Here is a 20216-nt window from a genome sequence, read left to right on the forward strand (position 1 = left end):
TAATGTCTGGAAATTTATATAACGTATCAGTATCGCCACATATCAAATCTAAGGAAACAGTATCAACTGTAATGAGAGATGTGCTAATCGCTTTAGTACCAGCTACTGTAGCAGGTATTTATTTCTTTGGGAAAGAAGCAGCCTTAGTTATGATAACAGCTATTGTTTCTGCAATGCTAAGCGAATACTTATTTAATAAAATAACTAAAAGACCAAATTCATTAAAAGATTTAAGTGCAGTTATTACTGGATTACTACTTGCTTTTAACTTGCCTCCTACACTTCCTCTTTGGATGGTTGCTGTTGGTAGTGCATTTGCTATCATTGTTGTTAAATGTTTTTTTGGCGGTCTTGGTCAAAATATTATGAACCCAGCCCTTGCTGGAAGAGCATTCTTACTTGCTGCATATCCAAGTCAAATGACTGAATGGACTATAGATGGTGTAACTAAAGCTACTCCACTTGCTATACTTCGTAATGGTGGTGGATTACTTCCTGATACTCTAGATGCATTCCTTGGTACTAACTTAGCTGGATGTATCGGAGAAGTTTCTGCTTTTGCCCTACTTATCGGTGGAGCTTATCTATTATATAGAAAAGTTATAACATGGCACATTCCTGCTACGTATATTGGTACAGTTTTTGTAATCACTACAGTATTAGGTAGAGATGGATTTATGCAGGGAAATGGAATATATGAAATATTTATAGGTGGATTAATGCTTGGTGCTATATTCATGGCTACTGATTATACTACATCTCCTATGACTAGAAAAGGTCAAATCATATTTGGTGTTGGTTGTGGTTTATTAACATCATTAATTCGTTTATACGGTGGTTATGCAGAAGGTGTTTCTTACTCAATCTTAATAATGAACTTATTAGTTCCAATGATTGATAAATGGACGAATCCACGTGTGTTCGGAGGTGCAAAATAATGAAAGAAAATTTAAAATTAGGAGGAATTCTTCTTGCAATTACTGCAATTGCTGGTCTAATCCTTGCCTTTGCTTATGATATTACTAGAGCACCAATTGAAGCTAAAGCTAAAGAGGACCAAGCTGCTGCTATGAAAGTTGTCTTAGAAGCAGAAGAATTTTCAGAATTAACAGATGGTATTGCCGATGAAAACGTAACAGGTATATTTCAAGCTAAGACTAGTGGAACTGATGCTGGTTATGTATTTCAAGTTAACTCATCAGGCTATGGTGGAAAAATTGAATTAATGGTTGGTATCGATGCTGAAGGAGCTGTTTCTGGTATTACAATTTTAAGTCATACTGAAACTCCTGGACTTGGTTCTAAAGCAAAGGATGATCCTTCTTTCGCAGCACAATATAAAGGTCTTTCTTCTGAAAAGGAACTTACTGTCGGTTCCGATATTCAAGCAATTACTGGTGCAACAATTACTTCTAAAGCAGTAACTACTGGTGTAAACACTGCTATAAATTACTACAATACTAACTTGAAAGGAGCAAAGTAGAATGAAAGAATTAGTTAATAGATTAAAAACAGGTATTATTACCGAAAATCCAGTTTTCATACAAGTACTAGCTATGTGTCCTACTCTTGCTGTTACAAGTAGTGTAAAGAATGCGGCAGGTATGGCTCTTGCTGCAACAGTAGTATTAATAGGCTCAAATGCTGTTATCTCTTTGATTAGAAAACTCGTTCCTGATAAAATCAGAATACCAGCTTATATCGTAGTTATCGCTACCTTCGTTACTTTAATACAGTTCTTATTACAAGCTTATATTCCTGACTTATATAAATCTCTTGGAATATTCTTACCTCTTATAGTAGTTAACTGTGTTATCTTAGGTAGAGCTGAAGCATATGCATCAAAAAATAAAGTAATCCCTTCAATTTTTGATGCTATTGGAATGGGACTTGGGTTTGGACTTGCTATAGTTGTATTAGCAACCTTTAGAGAAGTTCTTGGTAATGGAACATTCTACGGAATGCAATTCCTACCAAAATCTTATGTTCCAGCTATGGTTATGACATCTGCTCCTGGAGCTTTCATAACTCTTGGTATACTTTTAGCATGCTTGAATCAATATAAGATTTCAAAAGCTAAAAAATCTGAAACTACAAAATAAGGAAGGTGAAATTTAATGAAAGAATTATTTACTATATTTATAGGAGCCCTATTAGTTAACAACGTAATATTAGGGCAGTTTCTAGGTATATGTTCCTTCCTTGGAGTTTCTCAAAAGACAGAAACTGCTAAAGGTATGGGTGCAGCTGTTACCTTTGTAATGTTACTAGCTACTCTTATTACCTTCGTGGTAAATAAGTTAATTTTAGTTCCATTTAAAATGGAATATCTATCAACATTAGCTTTTATCCTTGTTATTGCAGCATTAGTACAATTCGTTGAGATTGTTATTAAGAAAATCCAACCTGGTCTTTATAGATCTCTAGGTATCTTCTTACCTCTTATCACAACTAACTGTGCAGTACTTGGTGTTGCTGTTACAAACATAGATAAACAGTATGGATTAGCTCAATCATTATCTAATACTATTGGGGCAGCTCTTGGATATGTACTTGCTATAGTAATACTTGCAGGTTTAAGAGAGAGAATGGAAGATAATACTGATATGCCTGCTGCTTTTAGAGGGTTACCAATTTCTCTAATAACTGCTGGATTAATGGCTATTGCTTTCTATGGATTCAGTGGTTTAGTTTAAAGGAGGGAATTTAAATGGATTTATCAAATTTAGTATATCCAGTAGTCAGCCTAGGTGGCCTTGGCTTAGTATTTGGAGCGCTATTAGGATATGCAAACAGTAAATTTAAAGTAGAAGTTGATGAAAGAATCCCTCTAGTAAGAGAATGTTTACCTGGTGCAAACTGTGGTGGATGTGGATTTGCTGGATGTGATGCTTATGCAGAAGCTGTAGTTATGGGTACAGCTACAACTAACAAATGTAGCCCTGGAGGTGCTGAGGCAGTTGAAAAGATATCTTCAATTCTTGGAGTTGAAGCATCAACAGCTGAACCAATGGTAGCTTTTGTAAGATGCAAAGGAACTTCTGATGTTGCAAGAGAAAAATATAATTATGTAGGAATTCTAGACTGTAACCAAGCTTCCGTAGCCCCTGGTGGTGGTTCTAAAGCTTGTGAATTTGGATGCTTAGGTCTTGGTTCTTGTGTAAAGGCTTGTGAATTCGGTGCACTATCCATAGTTAATGGTGTAGCTTCTATAGATGAAGAAAAATGTGTAGCTTGTGGTGCTTGTATATCAGCTTGTCCAAAAACATTAATTCATCTTGTACCTAAAAAATCTAAGGTTAGAATAGACTGTAATAACAAAAATAAAGGTAAAGAAGTTATGGATGTTTGTGATGTAGGATGTATCGGTTGTGGTATCTGTATGAAAAACTGCCCTAAAGATGCAATCGAGATAGTAAATAATATTCCAGTATTTGATTACACAAAATGTGTTAGTTGTGGAATATGTGCAAATAAATGTCCAAAGAACTCCATATTAAACCTTAGAAAACCTGTATTAAAAAAAGAAGCAGTACCATCTCCTGCTAAGCCAGCTAGTGAAGCTACTTCTTCTGAAAATAACAATGCTACAGTATAAATAAATTTAATTTTATGTTATAATATAGAAGGCTTTTTAGCCTTCTATATTTATTTGGAGGTGATTTCGTGCAAGAAGAAGGTATTATAAAGAAAATTAATGGAGATATAGCTACTGTTGCTTTTGTAAAAAAAGGTGGTTGTGGTGGTGGATGTTCCTCTTGTAAATCTGGATGTCCTAAAGATACTATATTGGTAGAATTAAAAAATACAGAACACGCTACTGTTGGTGAAAGAGTTTTAGTATCAATGGATAATAAGGTTTTTAGCAACATGACATTTTGGGCCTATGCCTTCCCTACCATTATTACAGTAATTACTCTTATAATATGTCTATACGTATTTAATAAGCTTAATTTAGCTAACTCTGAAGTATATTCAGTGCTACTGGCTTTAGTAGCCATGGTAATTTCTTATGTACTTAGTTCTAAACTAAATAAAAAACAAGATAAGTATTCTTTTAAGATGAGTAAAAAGTTAAATTAAACTTTTTAAAATGTGATGAAAGTTATATTAATAAAGATATATTTTACTATATAAAGTTAATAATATTCACATATAGATCATACAAAATCAATTATAACCATTAGGAGGTATAAAGATGAACATAGCATCAATGATTGATCATACTATTTTAAAAGCTGAAACAACCAAGGATCAGGTTATAAAAATTTGCAAAGAAGCAAAGGAATATAAATTCAAGTCAGTATGTGTAAACTCTTGTTATACTGAGTTAGTAGCAAAGGAACTAAAGGACTCTGGAGTACTCGTGTGCACAGTGGTAGGTTTCCCTCTAGGAGCTATGGATACTAAATCTAAGGCTTTCGAAACAGCTAGAGCTATCGAACTTGGAGCAAATGAAATAGACATGGTTATCAACGTAGGAGCTTTAAAGGATAAGGATTACGATTTTGTGAGAAATGATATAAAAGAAATTGTTGATACCGCTAAAGGAAAGGCTATAGTTAAAGTTATTTTAGAAACTTGTCTATTAACTGAAGAAGAAAAAATCAAGGCTTGTGAATTATCACAAGAAGCAGGTGCAGACTTTGTAAAAACTTCAACTGGATTTAGTACAGGTGGAGCAACTCCTGAAGATATTGCTCTAATGAGAAAGGTTGTTGGACCTAATATGGGAGTAAAAGCCTCTGGTGGTGTCCGTACTACTGAAGATGCAATGAAGGTTATAAATGCTGGTGCAAATAGACTTGGTGCCAGTGCATCTATAGCAATCGTAAATAATTTATGTAATTCAGATTCTGACTATTAGAATTTATTTTCATTTTACAAATTAGTTAAAATACATTTTATAAATAGGTAAACTTCTGTAAATTCTAGAAGTTTATCTATTTATTTTTCGACTTTTTTGTTAAGTTCTTGTTAAGAACATTAATTTTGTTAAAGCTTTGTCGTATATATTGAAATTAGTCACAAAATGTTTAAAATTAAGACATGATAGAAAATTTAATCAATTCTATCAAATATTTTTATAGGGGGATATAAAAATGAAATTTTTAACAGGACTATTCAAATTTTTACCAATTTTTGTATTGGCAGGTTTAATGATGATGAAGGTCAACGTACTTACGGCAGCTCCAATTGCGACAATAGTTGCTTGCTTTGTAGCCTACATCACAGAAAAAATTAAAATGAATGAACTAATTGATGCTGCTGTAAACAATGTAAAGGAGCTCATACTTGTATTCTTTATATTAATGTTTGCTTATGCAATGGCAAGTGCCTTTATGTCAACAGGAGTTGGTGCTTCTATCGTTAATGTAGCTCTATCTCTTGGGTTGAATGCAAGAACTGTTGCTGTAACCGGATTCATAGTTACTTGCGTACTATCAGTTGCTACCGGAACTTCTTGGGGAACTTTCGCAGCATGTGCACCTATCTTCTTATGGCTTAACCATATAGTTGGAGGAGATATCCTTCTTACTACAGCTGCTATAGCTGGTGGTGCTTGTTTTGGTGATAATATTGGTCTTATATCTGATACAACAGTTGTAAGCTCAGGTATTCAAGATGTAGAGGTTATAGACAGAGTTAGAACTCAAGGTGTTTGGTCTCTCTCCTGTATGATAATCACTGCAATTCTTATTTTTGTAGTAAGCCTAGCAATGAAATTACCTACTGATGTAGCTAATGCAAAGTTAGCTATTGATGCTATTCCACCAGAAGCTTGGTCTGCTATTGAGGCTGAAAAGCCAGCAGCTGTTGAACTTTTAAATCAAGTAAAGAGCGGAGTTCCTGTATACATGGTAATTCCTCTAATACTTGTTATAGTTGCTGCTGTTATGGGTATTCCTACTCTTCTTTGCCTATTTTTAGGAATTGGTTCTTCATACATCTTCGGTTCATTTGCCGGAACTGTCGAAAGCTTACCTGCTTTCTTATCTTTAGTTCAAGATGGATTTGGTGAGGCTGGTTCTTGGGTTATAGTAATGATGATGTGGGTTGGTGCCTTCGGTGGTGTAATGTCTAAAATGGATGCTTTTGCCCCATTATCGTCTCTTGTTTTAAAAATTTCTGGAAACGTAAGACAACTAATGTTCTGGAATGGTGTTTTATGTATAGGTGGTAATGCTGCTCTTTCTGATGAAATGGCTCAAATAGTAACTATTGGACCTATTATTAAAGAATTAGTTGATAAAAATGTTGAAGGAAATCAAGAGGATATGTACAAACTCTATCTTAGAAATGCAACCTTTGGTGATGCACTTGGAGTATTTGGATCTCAATTAATTCCTTGGCACGTATACATTGGTTTTTATGTAGGAATTGCTTCTTCAGTATATCCATTACACAAATTTGTAGCTACAGATATAATTAAATACAACTTTATGGCTTTTGTAGCTGTAGGATCAATCCTACTACTTACCCTTACTGGATGGGACAGATTTATTCCTAAATTTGGTCTACCAACAGAACCTGCTGTTAGATTAAAAAAGAAATAAAAATATAACACTGATAAGGAAGTAATTCTGTAATATAAGTAAATAATTCTTAAGACATGCTATTAATATCATAAGATGGTAATAGCATGTTTTTTCATACCATTTGTTATTTTTTTAACATGCGTATCGAAATATTCTATAATACTTCAAGTTATAAATACTAAAATGTAAATTTTATTTATAATATTATTTATATACTAAATTTTTTGAAATTAATTTTAGTAAACATTTACATGGAATATATGCAAATATTTTGATCTTCAATATTATTTCTACCTATTTCTACTTTTTGATTTATCGTTTTCATTAATTAACTCAATATTTTTAATTTTTTTATAAAAAGTTCTAAAATTTATGTATTTTTTCTGGAAAAACACTTGATATTTTTTTGAAAAGGTTTTAAACTAGTAATGTGAAAATAATGGTTAAAAAAATAACTATATTTTCATTTTAATTAATTTATAGGGGGATCATAAATGAAATTTTTAAAAGGATTTTTAAAGTTTGTACCAATATTCGTATTGGCAGGTCTAATGATGCTTAAGGTTAATGTACTTACGGCAGCACCTATAGCAACAATAGTTGCTTGCCTTGTAGCCTACATCACAGAAAAAATTAAACTGAATGAACTTATCGATGCTTCCATCGAAAATGTAAAGGAGCTTATTTTAGTATTCTTTATACTAATGTTTGCCTACGCAATGGCAAATGCATTTATGTCAACTGGAGTGGGTGCTTCTATAGTTAATATAGCACTATCTCTTGGAGTAAATGCAAGAAGTGTTGCTGTATGCGGTTTCTTAGTAACTGCTATACTTTCTGTTGCTACCGGTACCTCTTGGGGGACCTTTGCAGCATGTGCTCCTATCTTCTTGTGGCTAAACCACATATTGGGAGGAAGTATTCTTCTTACTACTGCTTCAATAGCTGGTGGTGCTTGCTTTGGAGACAATATTGGTCTTATTTCCGATACTACAGTTGTAAGTTCTGGTATTCAAAAGGTTGAGATACTTGAAAGAGTAAAATCTCAAGTTGTTTGGTCTGTCCTTTGTCTTGTTGTGTCTGCAATTATTATTTATGGTATGAGTGTAGCACTGAAACTGCCTACAGAGGCTGCTAATACTGCACTAGCAATTGAGTCTATTCCAGCAGAGGCATGGTCTGCTATTGAAGCTCAAAAGCCTGCAGCTGTTGAACTTTTAAATCAAGTTAAAAATGGAGTACCTGTCTATATGGTAATTCCGCTATTACTTGTTATAGGTGTCGCTGTTACGGGTATACCTACTCTACTTTGTTTGTTCCTAGGAATTATTTCTTCTTATATCCTTGGTTCCTTTGCAGGAACAGTAGAAAGCCTACCAGTTTTCTTAGAATTAGTTCAAAGTGGATTTAGCGAGGCTGGCTCTTGGGTTATAGTAATGATGATGTGGGTTGGTGCCTTTGGTGGTATCATGGCTAAAATGGATGCCTTTGCTCCACTATCAGCTCTTGTTTTAAAAATATCTAAAAATGTAAAACAGTTAATGTTCTGGAATGGTGTTTTAAGTATAGGTGGTAATGCTGCTCTTTCTGATGAAATGGCTCAAATAGTAACTATTGGACCTATTATTAAAGAATTAGTTGATAAAAATGTTGAAGGAAGCGAAGAAGATCTTTATAAACTTCGTCTTAGAAATGCTACCTTCTCAAGTTCATTAGGTGTTTTTGGATCTCAATTAATTCCTTGGCATGTATACATAGGATTCTATGTAGGAATACTTTCTTCAGTATATCCATTACATACATTTATAGCTACAGATATTATTAAATATAATGTCATGGCTTTTGTAACCGTAATTTCATTACTTCTTCTTACTATTACTGGATGGGATAGATTTATTCCTAAGTTTGGTTTACCAAGGGAACCTAAAGTTAAACTTAAGAACCAAACTTCTGAGGTCAATTCTGATAAAGAAATTTGTGCATAATAAATATAAAAAATCTCACAATAGTTAATAATTATTGTGAGGTTTTTTATATATGATAGTTATACAAATTAAAGTTCATTCCAAAAACTTCATATTTATTTACTAATAATAACCATAAAACCCTTTACACATAATAACAATTATTCTTTTATAATACATATATTAGCAAATACTCCTAACATTCTACATTAAATTATTTAATTTATGCGTTTTTTCTGAAAAATACTTGATATTTTTGAGAAAACGTTTTAAACTAATTTTATAGTAAGACTAGTTAAATAAATAACTAGTTTTTCTAGTAAATTTTTTATAGGGGGATATAAAAATGAAATTTTTAAAAGCAACCTTTAAGTTTGTACCAATATTTGTATTGGCCGGACTTATGATGATGAAGGTAGACGTGCTTACAGCTGCACCAATAGCAACTATATTTGCATGTATTGTAGCCTTTATCACAGAAAAAGTAAAATTCAGTGAACTTATCGATGCAGCAGTCGATAATGTAAAGGAACTTATTTTAGTATTTTTTATACTAATGTTTGCTTATGCAATGGCAAACGCTTTCATGTCAACAGGAGTTGGTGCTTCTATAGTTAATATGGCTCTATCTCTTGGATTAAATGCAAGAACTGTTGCTGTATGTGGATTCTTAGTGACTGCTATTCTTTCAGTTGCTACTGGAACTTCTTGGGGAACATTTGCTGCATGTGCTCCTATTTTCTTATGGCTTAACCATATAGTTGGAGGAAATATTCTTCTTACTACAGCTGCTATAGCTGGTGGTGCTTGTTTCGGTGACAATATTGGTCTTATTTCTGATACAACAGTTGTAAGTTCTGGTATCCAAAAAGTTGAGGTTATTGATAGAATTAGAACTCAAGGAGTTTGGTCAGTAACATGTCTTATTATAACTGCAATTATTATTTTTGTTGTTAGTTTAGCTATGAAACTACCTACAGACGTAGCTAATGCAAAATTAGCTATTGATGCTATTCCAGCAGAAGCATGGTCTGCTATCGAAGCTGAAAAACCTGCTGCTGTTGAACTTTTAAATCAAGTTAAGCATGGAGTTCCTTTCTATATGGTAATTCCTCTTATACTTGTTATAGCTGCTGCTATCATGGGAACACCTACTCTACTATGTTTATTCTTAGGAATCGCTTCTTCATTCATTTTTGGTTCTTTTGCAGGAACTGTAGAAAGCTTATCTTCTTTCTTAGGTTTAGTTGAAAGCGGATTTGGCGAAGCTGGTTCTTGGGTTATAGTAATGATGATGTGGGTTGGTGCCTTTGGTGGAGTCATGGCTAAAATGGATGCTTTTGCTCCAATATCAGCTCTTGTTCTAAAGATATCTGGAAATGTAAGACAATTAATGTTCTGGAATGGTGTTTTATGTATAGGTGGTAACGCTGCCCTTGCTGACGAGATGGCTCAAATAGTAACTATTGGACCTATCATTAAAGAATTAGTTGATAAAAACGTTGAAGGAAGCCAAGAGGATATGTATAAATTATATCTTAGAAATGCAACCTTTGGTGATGCTCTTGGAGTGTTTGGTTCTCAATTGATTCCTTGGCACGTATATATAGGATTCTATGTAGGAATTGCTTCTTCAGTATATCCATTACACAAATTTGTAGCTATGGATATAATTAAATTTAACTTTATGGCATTCGTAGCTGTAGGTTCAATCCTAATACTTACTCTAACTGGATGGGATAGATTTATTCCTAAGTTCGGTTTACCAAGTGAACCAGCTGTTAGACTAAAAAAGGGAAATAACAATTTAAATGCTGATAAAAATGCAGCAATATAAATAAATTAAAAAGATAACCTTATAAATTAAGGTTATCTTTTTTCATTTAATTATAAATTATATATGTTTATAATCATAGATAATTTATCTCTTATTACTGTCTCATCTCTTCTTCAAATATTTTATCATATTCTGCAACAACTTTATCAAATTCAGCTTCATCTTCAACCATTTCATATGAAGCTGTTGCACCTTCTCCAATTACCTTATATACATAAGCTTCCTCTTCTTCTTCAAGTGGTGCTAAAATAACATAGTGCTCTCCATCTATAGTTAAATCTTCAACTATTTCTAGTTCTACCTTTTCCATTGTTTCTGAGTCAGTAAGTGTTATTATATTCATTTCTTCCATTTTCATGTCCTCCTAAATTCTTTCAAATAAATCTTATTTCATTATATAGCATATAAACCTATAAAACAATGCCATATTAAAAATATAAAACTTAATCGTATTACTATCTAATTTATACTATTTATTAGTAGACATGTATATATTATTTTTAAATATAAAATCTAGTATCTGGGTCTATGAGATTATCTTTTATTTCTACACCAAATAATCCATTTATTAAAGTAGCACTTTCAATATGGTGGGCATCCTGCACATCTCTATTTAAAATTTGTACTTGATCTATAGTACTCTTTTGTGATGGTTTAATTTGATTATTCTTTTTATTTTTCTTTTTCGATTTACTCATGTTATTTCACCTTCCTTTCTTATATAATACAAATTATTTAAGACAAAGGATGGTTAATCATTTTTTTGCATTATAGGCAGTCAAAACTTGATTGAACTCTTTACCTGCTCCTATAGAAGCATATTCAACCATACCATTTTCTCTACTTACAACCTTATATGCACAAGCTTCATCTGAATCCTTGGGACCTGCAATTACATATTCATTTTTACCTACATTAACCACATCAATAAATTCTAATTCTACTATTCTTCCATCTTCCCCTGAAACTTTTATACACTTATTATTGCTCATCTTATAACCTCCAACTATTTTTAAATCTTTAGTAAAAATATATAAATTTTAAGTTATACATTTTTAGCTCTTAACTCCACTTTATTTTAAAAATATATTACCTATTTATAAGATGTGCATAATACAAAAAATTATTTATGTTTTAGATTTTATTTTTTTAAGGTATCTAATCTATCCTTTATACGTTTTTCATACCCCATTGATGTTGGAGTATAATATTTTTTCTTAAGTAACTCCTTAGGCATATATTGCTGTCTAACATAATGATTTTCATAATCATGAGGATACTTATATCTTGATCCTTCATTTAAAATATTAGATCCGCTATAATTATTACCTCGCAGATGTAAAGGAACTCTACCTACCTCTTCCTTCTCTATGTCTTCAAGAGCTAAATTAATAGCATTATAAGATGCATTACTTTTAGGTGCTCCAGCTAAATATATAGTTGCCTGAGCTAGAGGTATTCTAGCTTCTGGCATTCCTATAAACTTCACTGCATTTAGAGCCGCATTAGCTATTAAAAGCGCATATGGATCTGCATTGCCTATATCTTCTGATGCTGATATTACAAGTCTTCTAGCTATGAATTCAGGATCTTCACCACCTGATAGCATTCGAGCAAGATAATGCACTGAAGCATCAGGATCACTTCCTCTAATACTCTTTATAAAGGCAGATATTATATCATAATGATAATCTCCACTTTTATCATAGGTAACTTGTTTTTTTTGCATACACTCTTCTACTACATCTAGAGTTATATGTATTATACCATCTTCTCTTTTATTAGTAGTTAAAACAGCCAATTCTAAAGCATTTAATGCTCTTCTTCCATCACCGACAGCATTATCACATATAAATTCTTCTGCTTCTTTATATAACTTTATATTAATACTTCCATAGCCCAACTTTCTGTCTTTAAGTGCTCTATTTAATAATGATACTATATTTTCTTTTGATAATAGCTCTAATTTAAAAATCATTGATCTAGATAAAAGTGCTTTATTAACTTCGAAAAAGGGGTTTTCTGTTGTAGCACCAACTAAGGTTACTATTCCCTTTTCTACATGAGGTAATAAACTATCTTGTTGGGTTTTATTAAACCTATGTATTTCGTCTATGAAAAGTATAGTTTTCTTTCCACTCATAGAAATTTCTCTCGTTGCTTCATCTATTACATTCTTTATATCTTTAATTCCAGAAGTTACTGCATTTAACTCAACATAGTTACACTTTGTAGTTTTAGCAATAATTTTTGCTAGACTTGTTTTTCCAACTCCAGGAGGTCCATAAAATATTAAAGATGTAATTCTATCACCTTTAATGCTTCTATATAATAGTTTATCCTTGGCTAATATATGGTCTTGCCCTACAAATTCATCTAAATTACTAGGTTTAAGTCTTTGTGCTAAAGGTTCATTACTATTTAAATCTATATTATTTTTTTTTTCTTTTGTTTCTTCTAAATCAAATAATGAGATATTATATTCTCTTTCCATTTACATCATCCTTCAATAAATACTTATCATATCATTTAAAACTAAAATTCATTCTATAATATATTAAATATAACATAAAGCCTTCCAGAATAAAATCTTTAACTCTGGAAGGCTATTATCTCTATTAAAAGTCATTAAGGTAATAATCTGCATATTTGATATAGTAATCTAGTATTATAATTAATAATTATAATACTAATTATTAATTATAGTAAGTTTTTGCTTTTCTTTTCATTGTAATCATCTAAACACTTTTTAACCCCTGCAGATAACGCTAAAAGGGCAAGTAAGTTAGGGAATACCATTAATCCATTAAAAGTATCTGCAAGCTCCCAAACTAAATCAACTTTCATACCAGCACCTAAGAATATAAATATCATTACTAATATTCTATAAGGGGTTATTCCTTTATCACCAAATAAGAATTTTATATTAGCTTCCCCAAAGAAATACCATCCAATAATTGTAGAGAAGGCAAAGAAGAATAATGCTACTGATATAAATATTCCTCCAAATTCCCCACCCATCCCTGCAGCAAACGCCTTTTGAGTTAATATAATTCCAGTCTCTCCACTATCTAATGCTCCAGTAGTCAATATTACAAAAGCTGTTAAAGTTAATATAATGAAAGTATCTATAAATACTCCCATCATGGCAACTAATCCTTGCTCTGACGGATGATTAACCTTTGCTACTGCATGAGCATGTGGAGTTGACCCCATTCCTGCTTCATTTGAAAATAATCCCCTAGCAACACCATATCTAATTGCTTGTTTAACAGTTACTCCTACAACTCCACCAGCTATAGCTTGAGGATTAAATGCTCCAACTACAATCATTTTTAAAGCAGGTAATATATTTGCATAGTTCATTACTATTATAAATAAACTACCTATAATATATAATAGTGCCATTACTGGAACAATTTTTTCTGTAAAGGATGCTATACGAGAAACACCACCTATAAAAATAACACCAGCTAATACAGCGACTACCACACCTACTATTCTAGCATCAACACCAAAGGATTCTTTAAAAGCACTTCCTATGGAGTTTGCTTGTACCATATTTCCAATAAAACCAAGAGCAAGTATAATAGTTATTGCAAAAAACACAGATAGTACCTTTGCTATTTTTTTATTCTTTAATCCATTTTTAATGTAATAAGCTGGACCACCAGTAACTTGTCCATTTACTACGGTCTTGTATTGCTGAGCTAAAGTTGCTTCTGCGAATATAGTTCCCATTCCGAAGAATGCACTAACCCACATCCAAAAAATTGCTCCAGGTCCACCCATTGCAATAGCTGTAGCAGCTCCGGCTAAATTTCCTGTACCTACTTGCGCAGCGATTGAAGTAGCTAAAGCTTGAAATGAAGACATTCCATCTGCTCCTGCTTTTTTGCCAAATTTTATTTTACCAAAAACAAGTTTAACGCTTTCACCAAATTTTACAACTTGAACAAACTTTAATTTAAATGTAAAATAAATCCCTGTTCCACATAGTAAAAAAATCAATACATAGTTCCAAATAACTCCGTTGATACTCTTAACTATCTCTAGTAAATTATCCATAATATCCTCCCCATGATGTTACAGTTTACTACCTTATATTCATTGTAAGTTTATTTTGTGAATTTTTCAACAATTTCGAACAACCTTGTATATTTGAATATGTAATGATACTATTTGATATTTAAATAGATAAGATTTAAATTATCATATAATCTTATAAAATATTAAAAATAAATAAAAAACAATGAAAAGCATTAGGCTCCTTCCCATTGTTTTTTTGGTGCAGATGGCGGGATTTGAACCCGCACGAAAATTCTCTCACTACCCCCTCAAGATAGCGTGTCTGCCGTTCCACCACATCTGCATAATAATATAATTTTACTCAATTATTATACCATCATCTATTACTAGATTCAACAACTAAAATCAACTTAGTTTAAAGCAATTTATTAAATAAACCCAATTTAATTTATAATAAACTAAATTGGGTTTACTACTATAATTATTGCAATATATGTTTTACTCTGCCTTTTGACCTAAATTGTATAGATATTTATATATTCTATGATTAAATTTAACCTTTTGAACATAACTTTTAGTTTCCTTAAATGGAATCTTATGAAGGTTTTCTCCATCGCTAGAATATTTCTCATCCTCAAGCCACTTAGTAACATTTCCAGGACCACCATTGTAAGCCGCTAATACAAGAATATAGTCCCCGTTAAAATCCTCACTCAATTTTTTTAAATACCAAGTTCCCATTCTTATATTAATCTCAGGATCTGCTATTATTTCTTCATTAAAATTACTTATTTCTAGTTTTTCTGCAATCCACTTTCCCGTATCTGGCATTATCTGCATTAATCCTATTGCTCCCTTTGATGAACTTGCATCTACTACAAATTTACTTTCTGTATTAATTACCGCTGCTACTAAATTCGGATCTACATTGTACATCTCACTATATTCAATAATACTTTTTTCATACTCTAACGGAAAAAAGCTTTTTAATATAACTTTAAAATTAACAATAATAATTACAGCTATAACTATTATCAATATATTCTTCCTGGTCCTTTTATTAGATTTATAAGTCATTTTTCCCCCTAATCTATTTAAGCTTGCTTATTACTTTCATCACTTTAATCCTAGTTTCTTGCAGATTTCCACTATTATCTATGATAAAGTCTGCAAACTTACATTTTTCTTTTGTACTCATTTGATTATTTATTCTTATAGTTGCTTCTTCCATTGAAAAATTATCTCGTTTCATAACTCTCTCTAACTGTATTTCTTCACTGGCAATAACAACTATTATCTTATCCATATAAGTATGAAGTTTACTTTCTATTAATGTAGGTGCATCTACTATGCACATTTCTTCTCCTATATCACTATATTTATTTATTTCACTAAATATATCATGAAAAATATGAGGCATTATTATATTTTCATATTGAGCTTTTTTATTTTTATCAGAAAATATTAGATTTCCCATTTTACGCCTTAGAAACTCACCATTTTCATCAAAATATTCATCACCAAAAGCTCTTCTTATTTCTAATAAAATATTAGGATGATTCACAAGTACTTTTCTAGAAATTTTATCTGCATCAATAACAGGAATATTATTTTCCCTAAAAATCATACTTATGGTACTTTTTCCACATCCAATGCCCCCTGTTAAACCTACTCTTAATATATTATTTTGCTTCATACCAAGTGTCTCCTATAGAAATATCTACATCTAGGGGAACTTTAAGATCCAGTACATTCTCCATTTCCTTCTTAACTATATCCTTTACTAAGTCAAGTTCATCCTTATATACATTAAGTATAAGTTCATCATGAACTTGTAAAATTAATCTACTCCTAAGTTGTTTTAATTTAAGCTCATTAGCAACATTCACCATGGCAATCTTTATAATATCTGCTGCACTACCTTGAATAGGTGCATTCATAGCTAATCTTTTTCCTAAAGCTTTTACAATTTTATTAGAAGATTTTACTTCTGGAATATATCTTTTTCTATGAAGAAGTGTTGTTACATAAGAATTTTCTTCTGCTTCTTCAATTACTCTATCCATATACTTTTGTACATTCCCATATCTCTCAAGGTATGTATCAATATACTTTTTAGCCTCTCCTCGTGTTATCCCTAAATCTTGAGCCAAGCTGAAATCACCTATTCCGTAAACAATTCCAAAGTTAACAGCCTTTGCATTACTTCTCATTATCTTAGTTACATTTTCAATTGGCACATTGAATACTTCTGATGCTGTAGAAGTATGGATATCTAAACTATTTCTAAAAGCTTTTATCATATTTTCATCTTCAGAAATATGTGCAAGAACTCTAAGTTCAATTTGTGAATAATCCGCTGACAAAATTACTGAATCTTTATTGTGTGGTATGAAAACCTTTCTTATTGATCTTCCATTCTCATTTTTGATTGGTATATTCTGAAGATTAGGTTCTGTACTAGATAATCTGCCAGTAGTAGTTACAGTTTGAGTAAAGTTGGAATGTATCCTTCCATCTTCATCTATTACATTTTTAAGTCCCTCTATATAGGTAGAGTATAGTTTTGTAATTTGTCTAAAATATAAAATTTTATTTATTATCTCATGTTTATCCTTTAACGCATCCAATACTTCCGCATTGGTGGAGTAACCTGTTTTAGTTTTCTTTATTACTGGTAGGTCTAGTTTTTCAAATAATATTTTCCCAAGTTGCTTAGGAGAATTTATATTAAATTCTTCCCCTGCCAAATGGTATACTTCTTTTGTAAGAGTATCAATCTCTCCACTAAACTTAGTTCCTAGATTTTCCAATTCTTTTCTATTGATATTAAACCCTTCATATTCCATATATGATATAACCTTAGTAAGAGGTTGCTCTACTTTAAACATTAGTTCTTCCATATCTTCTTTTTTAATTTCCTCTTTTAAGATTGTATATATTTTCTCAAGAGCTACAATTTCATTAGCTTTAAGGGAGTCTTCATCTCCGTCAAATGTCTTTCCTAACCTTTCTTCGTAAAGTGTTTTTATGGAATACTCTGATTTTGATGAATCTAATAAGTAAGCTGCTATTTCCACATCAAAATTTACTAGGTCTAAATCAATACCAAGCTTTAAAAAAGCAGTATATCCATATTTAATACCATGGGTAATTTTTTCAAGGCTAGAATTATGAAAAATTATCTTCATTGCATTTATAAAGCCTTCTCTATCTTCTTCTAGCAATTTATCACAATAAAGTAGATACACCTGACCTTCTGACAATATGCCTATGGTCTTCACCATAATTTGGGTAAAATTACTTGTATCCTCCACATATAATTTTACAAAAGCCCTATTTTTTATATTAGGTATAACATCATTCAAATCTTTAATTTCATTAATAACTTTATAATCAACAACTTCTAATCTTTGATTTTCTGGAGTTTCAGAACTATCTTGTGAAAGATTTTCAAATTTATTAAGAAGAGATTTAAATTGTAATTTTAGACACATATCTCTAACTTCACTATTATTAAAGTTTCCTTTAGTTTTTAACTGTTCCATAGATATTTCTACAGGAACTTTAGTAATAATTGTAGCTAACTTCTTACTAAAAATTGCTTGTTCACTATACTCTTGAAGAGACTCTTTAAGTTTTTTACCACTGATATTAGATATATTCATCAAAACATCTTCTATGCTACCATATTCCTTAATTAACTTAAATGCAGTCTTTTCCCCTATCCCTGGAACTCCTGGAATATTATCTGATTTATCTCCCATTAGGCCCTTCACATCTATATATTGAGTAGGTGTCACCCCAAAATCTTCAATAAATCTTTCTTTATTATATATCTCTTTTTCTGTAATTCCTTTTTTATTTATAACTATATTAACGTTATCTGTGGCTAGTTGAAGAGCATCTTTATCTCCTGTTACCACATAAACTTCCATACCTTCATCTTCTGCTAAAACAGATATAGTACCTATTAAATCATCTGCTTCATATCCCTCTATCTCAAATACGCTTATTCCCATCTTGGATAATATTTCTCTTATTATAGGAAATTGCATAGAAAGCTCTGGAGGTGTTTTCTTCCTTCCTGCTTTATAATCTTCATATTCCTTATGTCTAAATGTATTAGAAGATTTATCAAAGGCAGCTACAATATAATCTGGATTTATATCTTCTTTAATTTTAAGAAGCATATTTAAAAACCCATATACTCCATTAGTATAAACGCCTTCTTTTGTTGTAAGTTCTGGTATAGCATAAAATGCTCTATATAGTAAGCTATTTCCATCTAAAACAGCTAAGCTTTCTCTATTAATTTTAATCACATCCATTCAAATTATTTAATCACTTTTATTGAATTCCTTCATTTTTTCTTATTATCCCCTATATTATTCTTTACTTTTTTGAGCCTAAAGTCAAGTAAATAAACAGGATTCTTTTGATAAATGATTATATCATTACTTCATGGTATTAACAATAAAACTTGTAATTTTTAAATATAAGTTTTCATTCATCTTCATTATAATTATAATATATATTTTATTTAATAAAATATAATTTAATAAACCTTCTAAGATNNATCTTAGAAGGTTTATTAAATGCAAAAATATATTTCTAAATACAACTGAATATTTATATAAACAAATAAATAATAACTAATCAAAAAATTGCTGGTAAATAATTCTTAACTTTAAATCTTGATATCTTCATCATATTTAAGGCTAATTCAATAATTAAAAGTGAACCAACACAAGTCATTTCTGCAATAGATATATTTTTATCCTTACATTGTTTTTCAACTTCTAAAATATGCTTAAATCTAATTCATGGGATAATTTTTCTAGAATTTTAATTCCACCTATGCTATTTCCCTGAGCATCAAGAGCAGGACCTACAACTCCAATTCCCATCCTCCTAGGTACTGCAGCCATTATTCCACCACCTACTCCACTCTTTGCTGGAATTCCTATATGTACAGCAAACTTACCAGATGCATCATACATGCCACAAGTAACCATTATGGTTTTAACTATTCTGCATGCCTCTCTAGATATAACTCTTTCATTATTTATAAGAACTCCATCATTGGCAAGCATAGCTCCTATCCTAGCTATATCTTTACAAGTTATCTCCATAGAACAAGCTTTAAAGTAGACATCTAAAATTTCCTCTACATCCCCTTCTATTATACCATTACCCTTCATGTAATAAGCTAATGCTCTGTTTCTATTTCCTGTTTTCTTTTCACTCTCATACACATTGTAATTTATACCTATCTCATCATTTCCAGTTATTTTTCTAGTAAAATTAAGTATTCTATTTATTTTTTCATCAGCTGTTTCTCCATTAATTAAAGACACTGTTGCAATAGCTCCTGCGTTTATCATAGGATTTAATGGTTGTTTTTGTTCGTGAGTTTCCAAGTTAGTTATGGAATTAAACCCTGAATCTGTAGGCTCCATCCCCACTTTAGTGAAAACGTATTCTGTACCATTATCTAAGATTGCTAACATTAGGGTTATTACTTTAGACATACTTTGTATTGTGAATTTAATATCCCAATCACCTGCAAAATATTCTTCACCACCTAAATTGGTAACCCAAATACCTAAAGCTTCAGGATTAGCTTTTGCTAGTTCTGGTATATATGAAGCCACTTCACCTTTACTTGTCCATTTTCTACAATCTTCAATTATATTTTCCAAGATCCTCTTCATTATCATGTCTCCCCTCTGATTTAATTACTTACAGTTTTATTATATTAATCAAGTACCTATTTTTCAATACTTAAGTATTAACTTCTACACTATCCTTATCTAAGATAAAAATACTATTGTAATCCTTAGG

Annotated in this window: 20 protein-coding genes and 1 tRNA gene; 10 read left to right on the plus strand and 11 right to left on the minus strand. The window is 31.3% G+C overall.

Features of this window, described 5'->3' with window-relative positions; all coding sequences use genetic code 11:
• Nucleotides 1-2: 2 nt before the first annotated feature.
• The 10 genes from B3086_RS11290 to B3086_RS11335 all read left to right on the plus strand — a co-directional run bounded on the left by B3086_RS11290 (nt 3) and on the right by B3086_RS11335 (nt 10340).
• A complete protein-coding gene (locus B3086_RS11290) occupies nt 3-938 on the plus strand; it encodes an RnfABCDGE type electron transport complex subunit D (RefSeq protein WP_346846545.1) in 936 nt (311 codons plus the stop codon).
• A complete protein-coding gene (locus B3086_RS11295; RefSeq protein WP_346846544.1) occupies nt 938-1483 on the plus strand; it encodes an RnfABCDGE type electron transport complex subunit G in 546 nt (181 codons plus the stop codon). Before B3086_RS11290 ends, B3086_RS11295 begins: the two co-directional genes overlap by 1 nt.
• Before the next feature lies 1 nt (nt 1484).
• The gene (rsxE, locus tag B3086_RS11300) at nt 1485-2102 is read left to right on the plus strand and encodes an electron transport complex subunit RsxE (RefSeq protein ID WP_035133661.1); all 618 of its coding nucleotides are present in this window, start codon (nt 1485-1487) and stop codon (nt 2100-2102) included.
• Nucleotides 2103-2117: 15 nt separating this feature from the next.
• The gene (locus tag B3086_RS11305; RefSeq protein ID WP_035133663.1) at nt 2118-2696 is read left to right on the plus strand and encodes an electron transport complex protein RnfA; all 579 of its coding nucleotides are present in this window, start codon (nt 2118-2120) and stop codon (nt 2694-2696) included.
• 14 nt (nt 2697-2710) lie between these two features.
• The gene (locus tag B3086_RS11310; RefSeq protein WP_346846543.1) at nt 2711-3598 is read left to right on the plus strand and encodes an RnfABCDGE type electron transport complex subunit B; all 888 of its coding nucleotides are present in this window, start codon (nt 2711-2713) and stop codon (nt 3596-3598) included.
• Nucleotides 3599-3666: 68 nt separating this feature from the next.
• Complete coding sequence (locus tag B3086_RS11315; protein ID WP_346846542.1) at nt 3667-4083, plus strand: SoxR reducing system RseC family protein; 417 nt, start codon at nt 3667-3669, stop codon at nt 4081-4083.
• A 115-nt stretch (nt 4084-4198) separates the two neighbouring features.
• On the plus strand, nt 4199-4867 hold the full coding sequence (gene deoC / locus B3086_RS11320) for a deoxyribose-phosphate aldolase (protein WP_346846541.1): 669 nt from the start codon (nt 4199-4201) through the stop codon (nt 4865-4867).
• A gap of 235 nt (nt 4868-5102) precedes the next feature.
• The gene (locus B3086_RS11325) at nt 5103-6557 is read left to right on the plus strand and encodes a Na+/H+ antiporter NhaC family protein (protein ID WP_346846540.1); all 1455 of its coding nucleotides are present in this window, start codon (nt 5103-5105) and stop codon (nt 6555-6557) included.
• 476 nt (nt 6558-7033) lie between these two features.
• Nucleotides 7034-8524, plus strand: coding sequence for a Na+/H+ antiporter NhaC family protein (locus B3086_RS11330; protein ID WP_346846539.1), 1491 nt, complete (start codon nt 7034-7036; stop codon nt 8522-8524).
• A gap of 325 nt (nt 8525-8849) precedes the next feature.
• Nucleotides 8850-10340, plus strand: coding sequence for a Na+/H+ antiporter NhaC family protein (locus B3086_RS11335; protein WP_346876962.1), 1491 nt, complete (start codon nt 8850-8852; stop codon nt 10338-10340).
• 94 nt (nt 10341-10434) lie between these two features.
• On the opposite strand, the gene B3086_RS11340 is transcribed toward B3086_RS11335, so the two are convergent.
• The 11 genes from B3086_RS11340 to glsA form a co-directional block, all read right to left on the minus strand.
• Nucleotides 10435-10692, minus strand: a complete 258-nt coding sequence (locus B3086_RS11340; RefSeq protein WP_346846537.1) for a DUF1292 domain-containing protein — start codon at nt 10690-10692, stop codon at nt 10435-10437.
• 148 nt (nt 10693-10840) lie between these two features.
• Nucleotides 10841-11038 (minus strand): hypothetical protein, encoded by a 198-nt coding sequence (locus B3086_RS11345; RefSeq protein ID WP_346846536.1) that lies wholly within the window; start codon nt 11036-11038, stop codon nt 10841-10843.
• A gap of 57 nt (nt 11039-11095) precedes the next feature.
• Complete coding sequence (locus tag B3086_RS11350; RefSeq protein ID WP_346876963.1) at nt 11096-11332, minus strand: DUF1292 domain-containing protein; 237 nt, start codon at nt 11330-11332, stop codon at nt 11096-11098.
• Nucleotides 11333-11481: 149 nt separating this feature from the next.
• Complete coding sequence (locus B3086_RS11355; RefSeq protein WP_346876964.1) at nt 11482-12834, minus strand: replication-associated recombination protein A; 1353 nt, start codon at nt 12832-12834, stop codon at nt 11482-11484.
• Nucleotides 12835-13040: 206 nt separating this feature from the next.
• Nucleotides 13041-14408, minus strand: coding sequence for a sodium:alanine symporter family protein (locus B3086_RS11360; RefSeq protein WP_346893406.1), 1368 nt, complete (start codon nt 14406-14408; stop codon nt 13041-13043).
• A gap of 218 nt (nt 14409-14626) precedes the next feature.
• Nucleotides 14627-14712 (minus strand) — tRNA-Leu (locus B3086_RS11365).
• Between the two features lie 155 nt (nt 14713-14867).
• The gene (locus tag B3086_RS11370; RefSeq protein WP_346846532.1) at nt 14868-15446 is read right to left on the minus strand and encodes a lytic transglycosylase domain-containing protein; all 579 of its coding nucleotides are present in this window, start codon (nt 15444-15446) and stop codon (nt 14868-14870) included.
• Nucleotides 15447-15459: 13 nt separating this feature from the next.
• Complete coding sequence (gene coaE / locus B3086_RS11375; RefSeq protein ID WP_346846531.1) at nt 15460-16065, minus strand: dephospho-CoA kinase; 606 nt, start codon at nt 16063-16065, stop codon at nt 15460-15462.
• The gene (gene polA / locus B3086_RS11380; RefSeq protein WP_346846899.1) at nt 16052-18685 is read right to left on the minus strand and encodes a DNA polymerase I; all 2634 of its coding nucleotides are present in this window, start codon (nt 18683-18685) and stop codon (nt 16052-16054) included. Before polA ends, coaE begins: the two co-directional genes overlap by 14 nt.
• A gap of 343 nt (nt 18686-19028) precedes the next feature.
• The gene (locus B3086_RS11385; RefSeq protein WP_346846530.1) at nt 19029-19127 is read right to left on the minus strand and encodes a DUF554 family protein; all 99 of its coding nucleotides are present in this window, start codon (nt 19125-19127) and stop codon (nt 19029-19031) included.
• Between the two features lie 44 nt (nt 19128-19171).
• Nucleotides 19172-20086 (minus strand): glutaminase A, encoded by a 915-nt coding sequence (gene glsA, locus B3086_RS11390; protein ID WP_346846529.1) that lies wholly within the window; start codon nt 20084-20086, stop codon nt 19172-19174.
• Nucleotides 20087-20216: the final 130 nt, after the last annotated feature.

It is taken from the genome of Clostridium sp. UBA871, from assembly GCF_002295255.1.
Classification (GTDB): Bacteria; Bacillota; Clostridia; order Clostridiales; family Clostridiaceae; genus Clostridium_J; species Clostridium_J sulfidigenes.

Bases quoted from the DNA above. Each gene is read 5' to 3' on its own strand.
- B3086_RS11290 (WP_346846545.1), top strand. From the start codon at position 3: ATGTCTGGAAATTTATATAACGTATCAGTATCGCCACATATCAAATCT.
- B3086_RS11295 (WP_346846544.1), top strand. From the start codon at position 938: ATGAAAGAAAATTTAAAATTAGGAGGAATTCTTCTTGCAATTACTGCA.
- rsxE (WP_035133661.1), top strand. From the start codon at position 1,485: ATGAAAGAATTAGTTAATAGATTAAAAACAGGTATTATTACCGAAAAT.
- B3086_RS11305 (WP_035133663.1), top strand. From the start codon at position 2,118: ATGAAAGAATTATTTACTATATTTATAGGAGCCCTATTAGTTAACAAC.
- B3086_RS11310 (WP_346846543.1), top strand. From the start codon at position 2,711: ATGGATTTATCAAATTTAGTATATCCAGTAGTCAGCCTAGGTGGCCTT.
- deoC (WP_346846541.1), top strand. From the start codon at position 4,199: ATGAACATAGCATCAATGATTGATCATACTATTTTAAAAGCTGAAACA.
- B3086_RS11325 (WP_346846540.1), top strand. From the start codon at position 5,103: ATGAAATTTTTAACAGGACTATTCAAATTTTTACCAATTTTTGTATTG.
- B3086_RS11330 (WP_346846539.1), top strand. From the start codon at position 7,034: ATGAAATTTTTAAAAGGATTTTTAAAGTTTGTACCAATATTCGTATTG.
- B3086_RS11335 (WP_346876962.1), top strand. From the start codon at position 8,850: ATGAAATTTTTAAAAGCAACCTTTAAGTTTGTACCAATATTTGTATTG.
- B3086_RS11340 (WP_346846537.1), bottom strand. From the start codon at position 10,692: ATGGAAGAAATGAATATAATAACACTTACTGACTCAGAAACAATGGAA.
- B3086_RS11345 (WP_346846536.1), bottom strand. From the start codon at position 11,038: ATGAGTAAATCGAAAAAGAAAAATAAAAAGAATAATCAAATTAAACCA.
- B3086_RS11350 (WP_346876963.1), bottom strand. From the start codon at position 11,332: ATGAGCAATAATAAGTGTATAAAAGTTTCAGGGGAAGATGGAAGAATA.
- B3086_RS11355 (WP_346876964.1), bottom strand. From the start codon at position 12,834: ATGGAAAGAGAATATAATATCTCATTATTTGATTTAGAAGAAACAAAA.
- B3086_RS11360 (WP_346893406.1), bottom strand. From the start codon at position 14,408: ATGGATAATTTACTAGAGATAGTTAAGAGTATCAACGGAGTTATTTGG.
- B3086_RS11370 (WP_346846532.1), bottom strand. From the start codon at position 15,446: ATGACTTATAAATCTAATAAAAGGACCAGGAAGAATATATTGATAATA.
- coaE (WP_346846531.1), bottom strand. From the start codon at position 16,065: ATGAAGCAAAATAATATATTAAGAGTAGGTTTAACAGGGGGCATTGGA.
- B3086_RS11385 (WP_346846530.1), bottom strand. From the start codon at position 19,127: ATGACTTGTGTTGGTTCACTTTTAATTATTGAATTAGCCTTAAATATG.
- glsA (WP_346846529.1), bottom strand. From the start codon at position 20,086: ATGAAGAGGATCTTGGAAAATATAATTGAAGATTGTAGAAAATGGACA.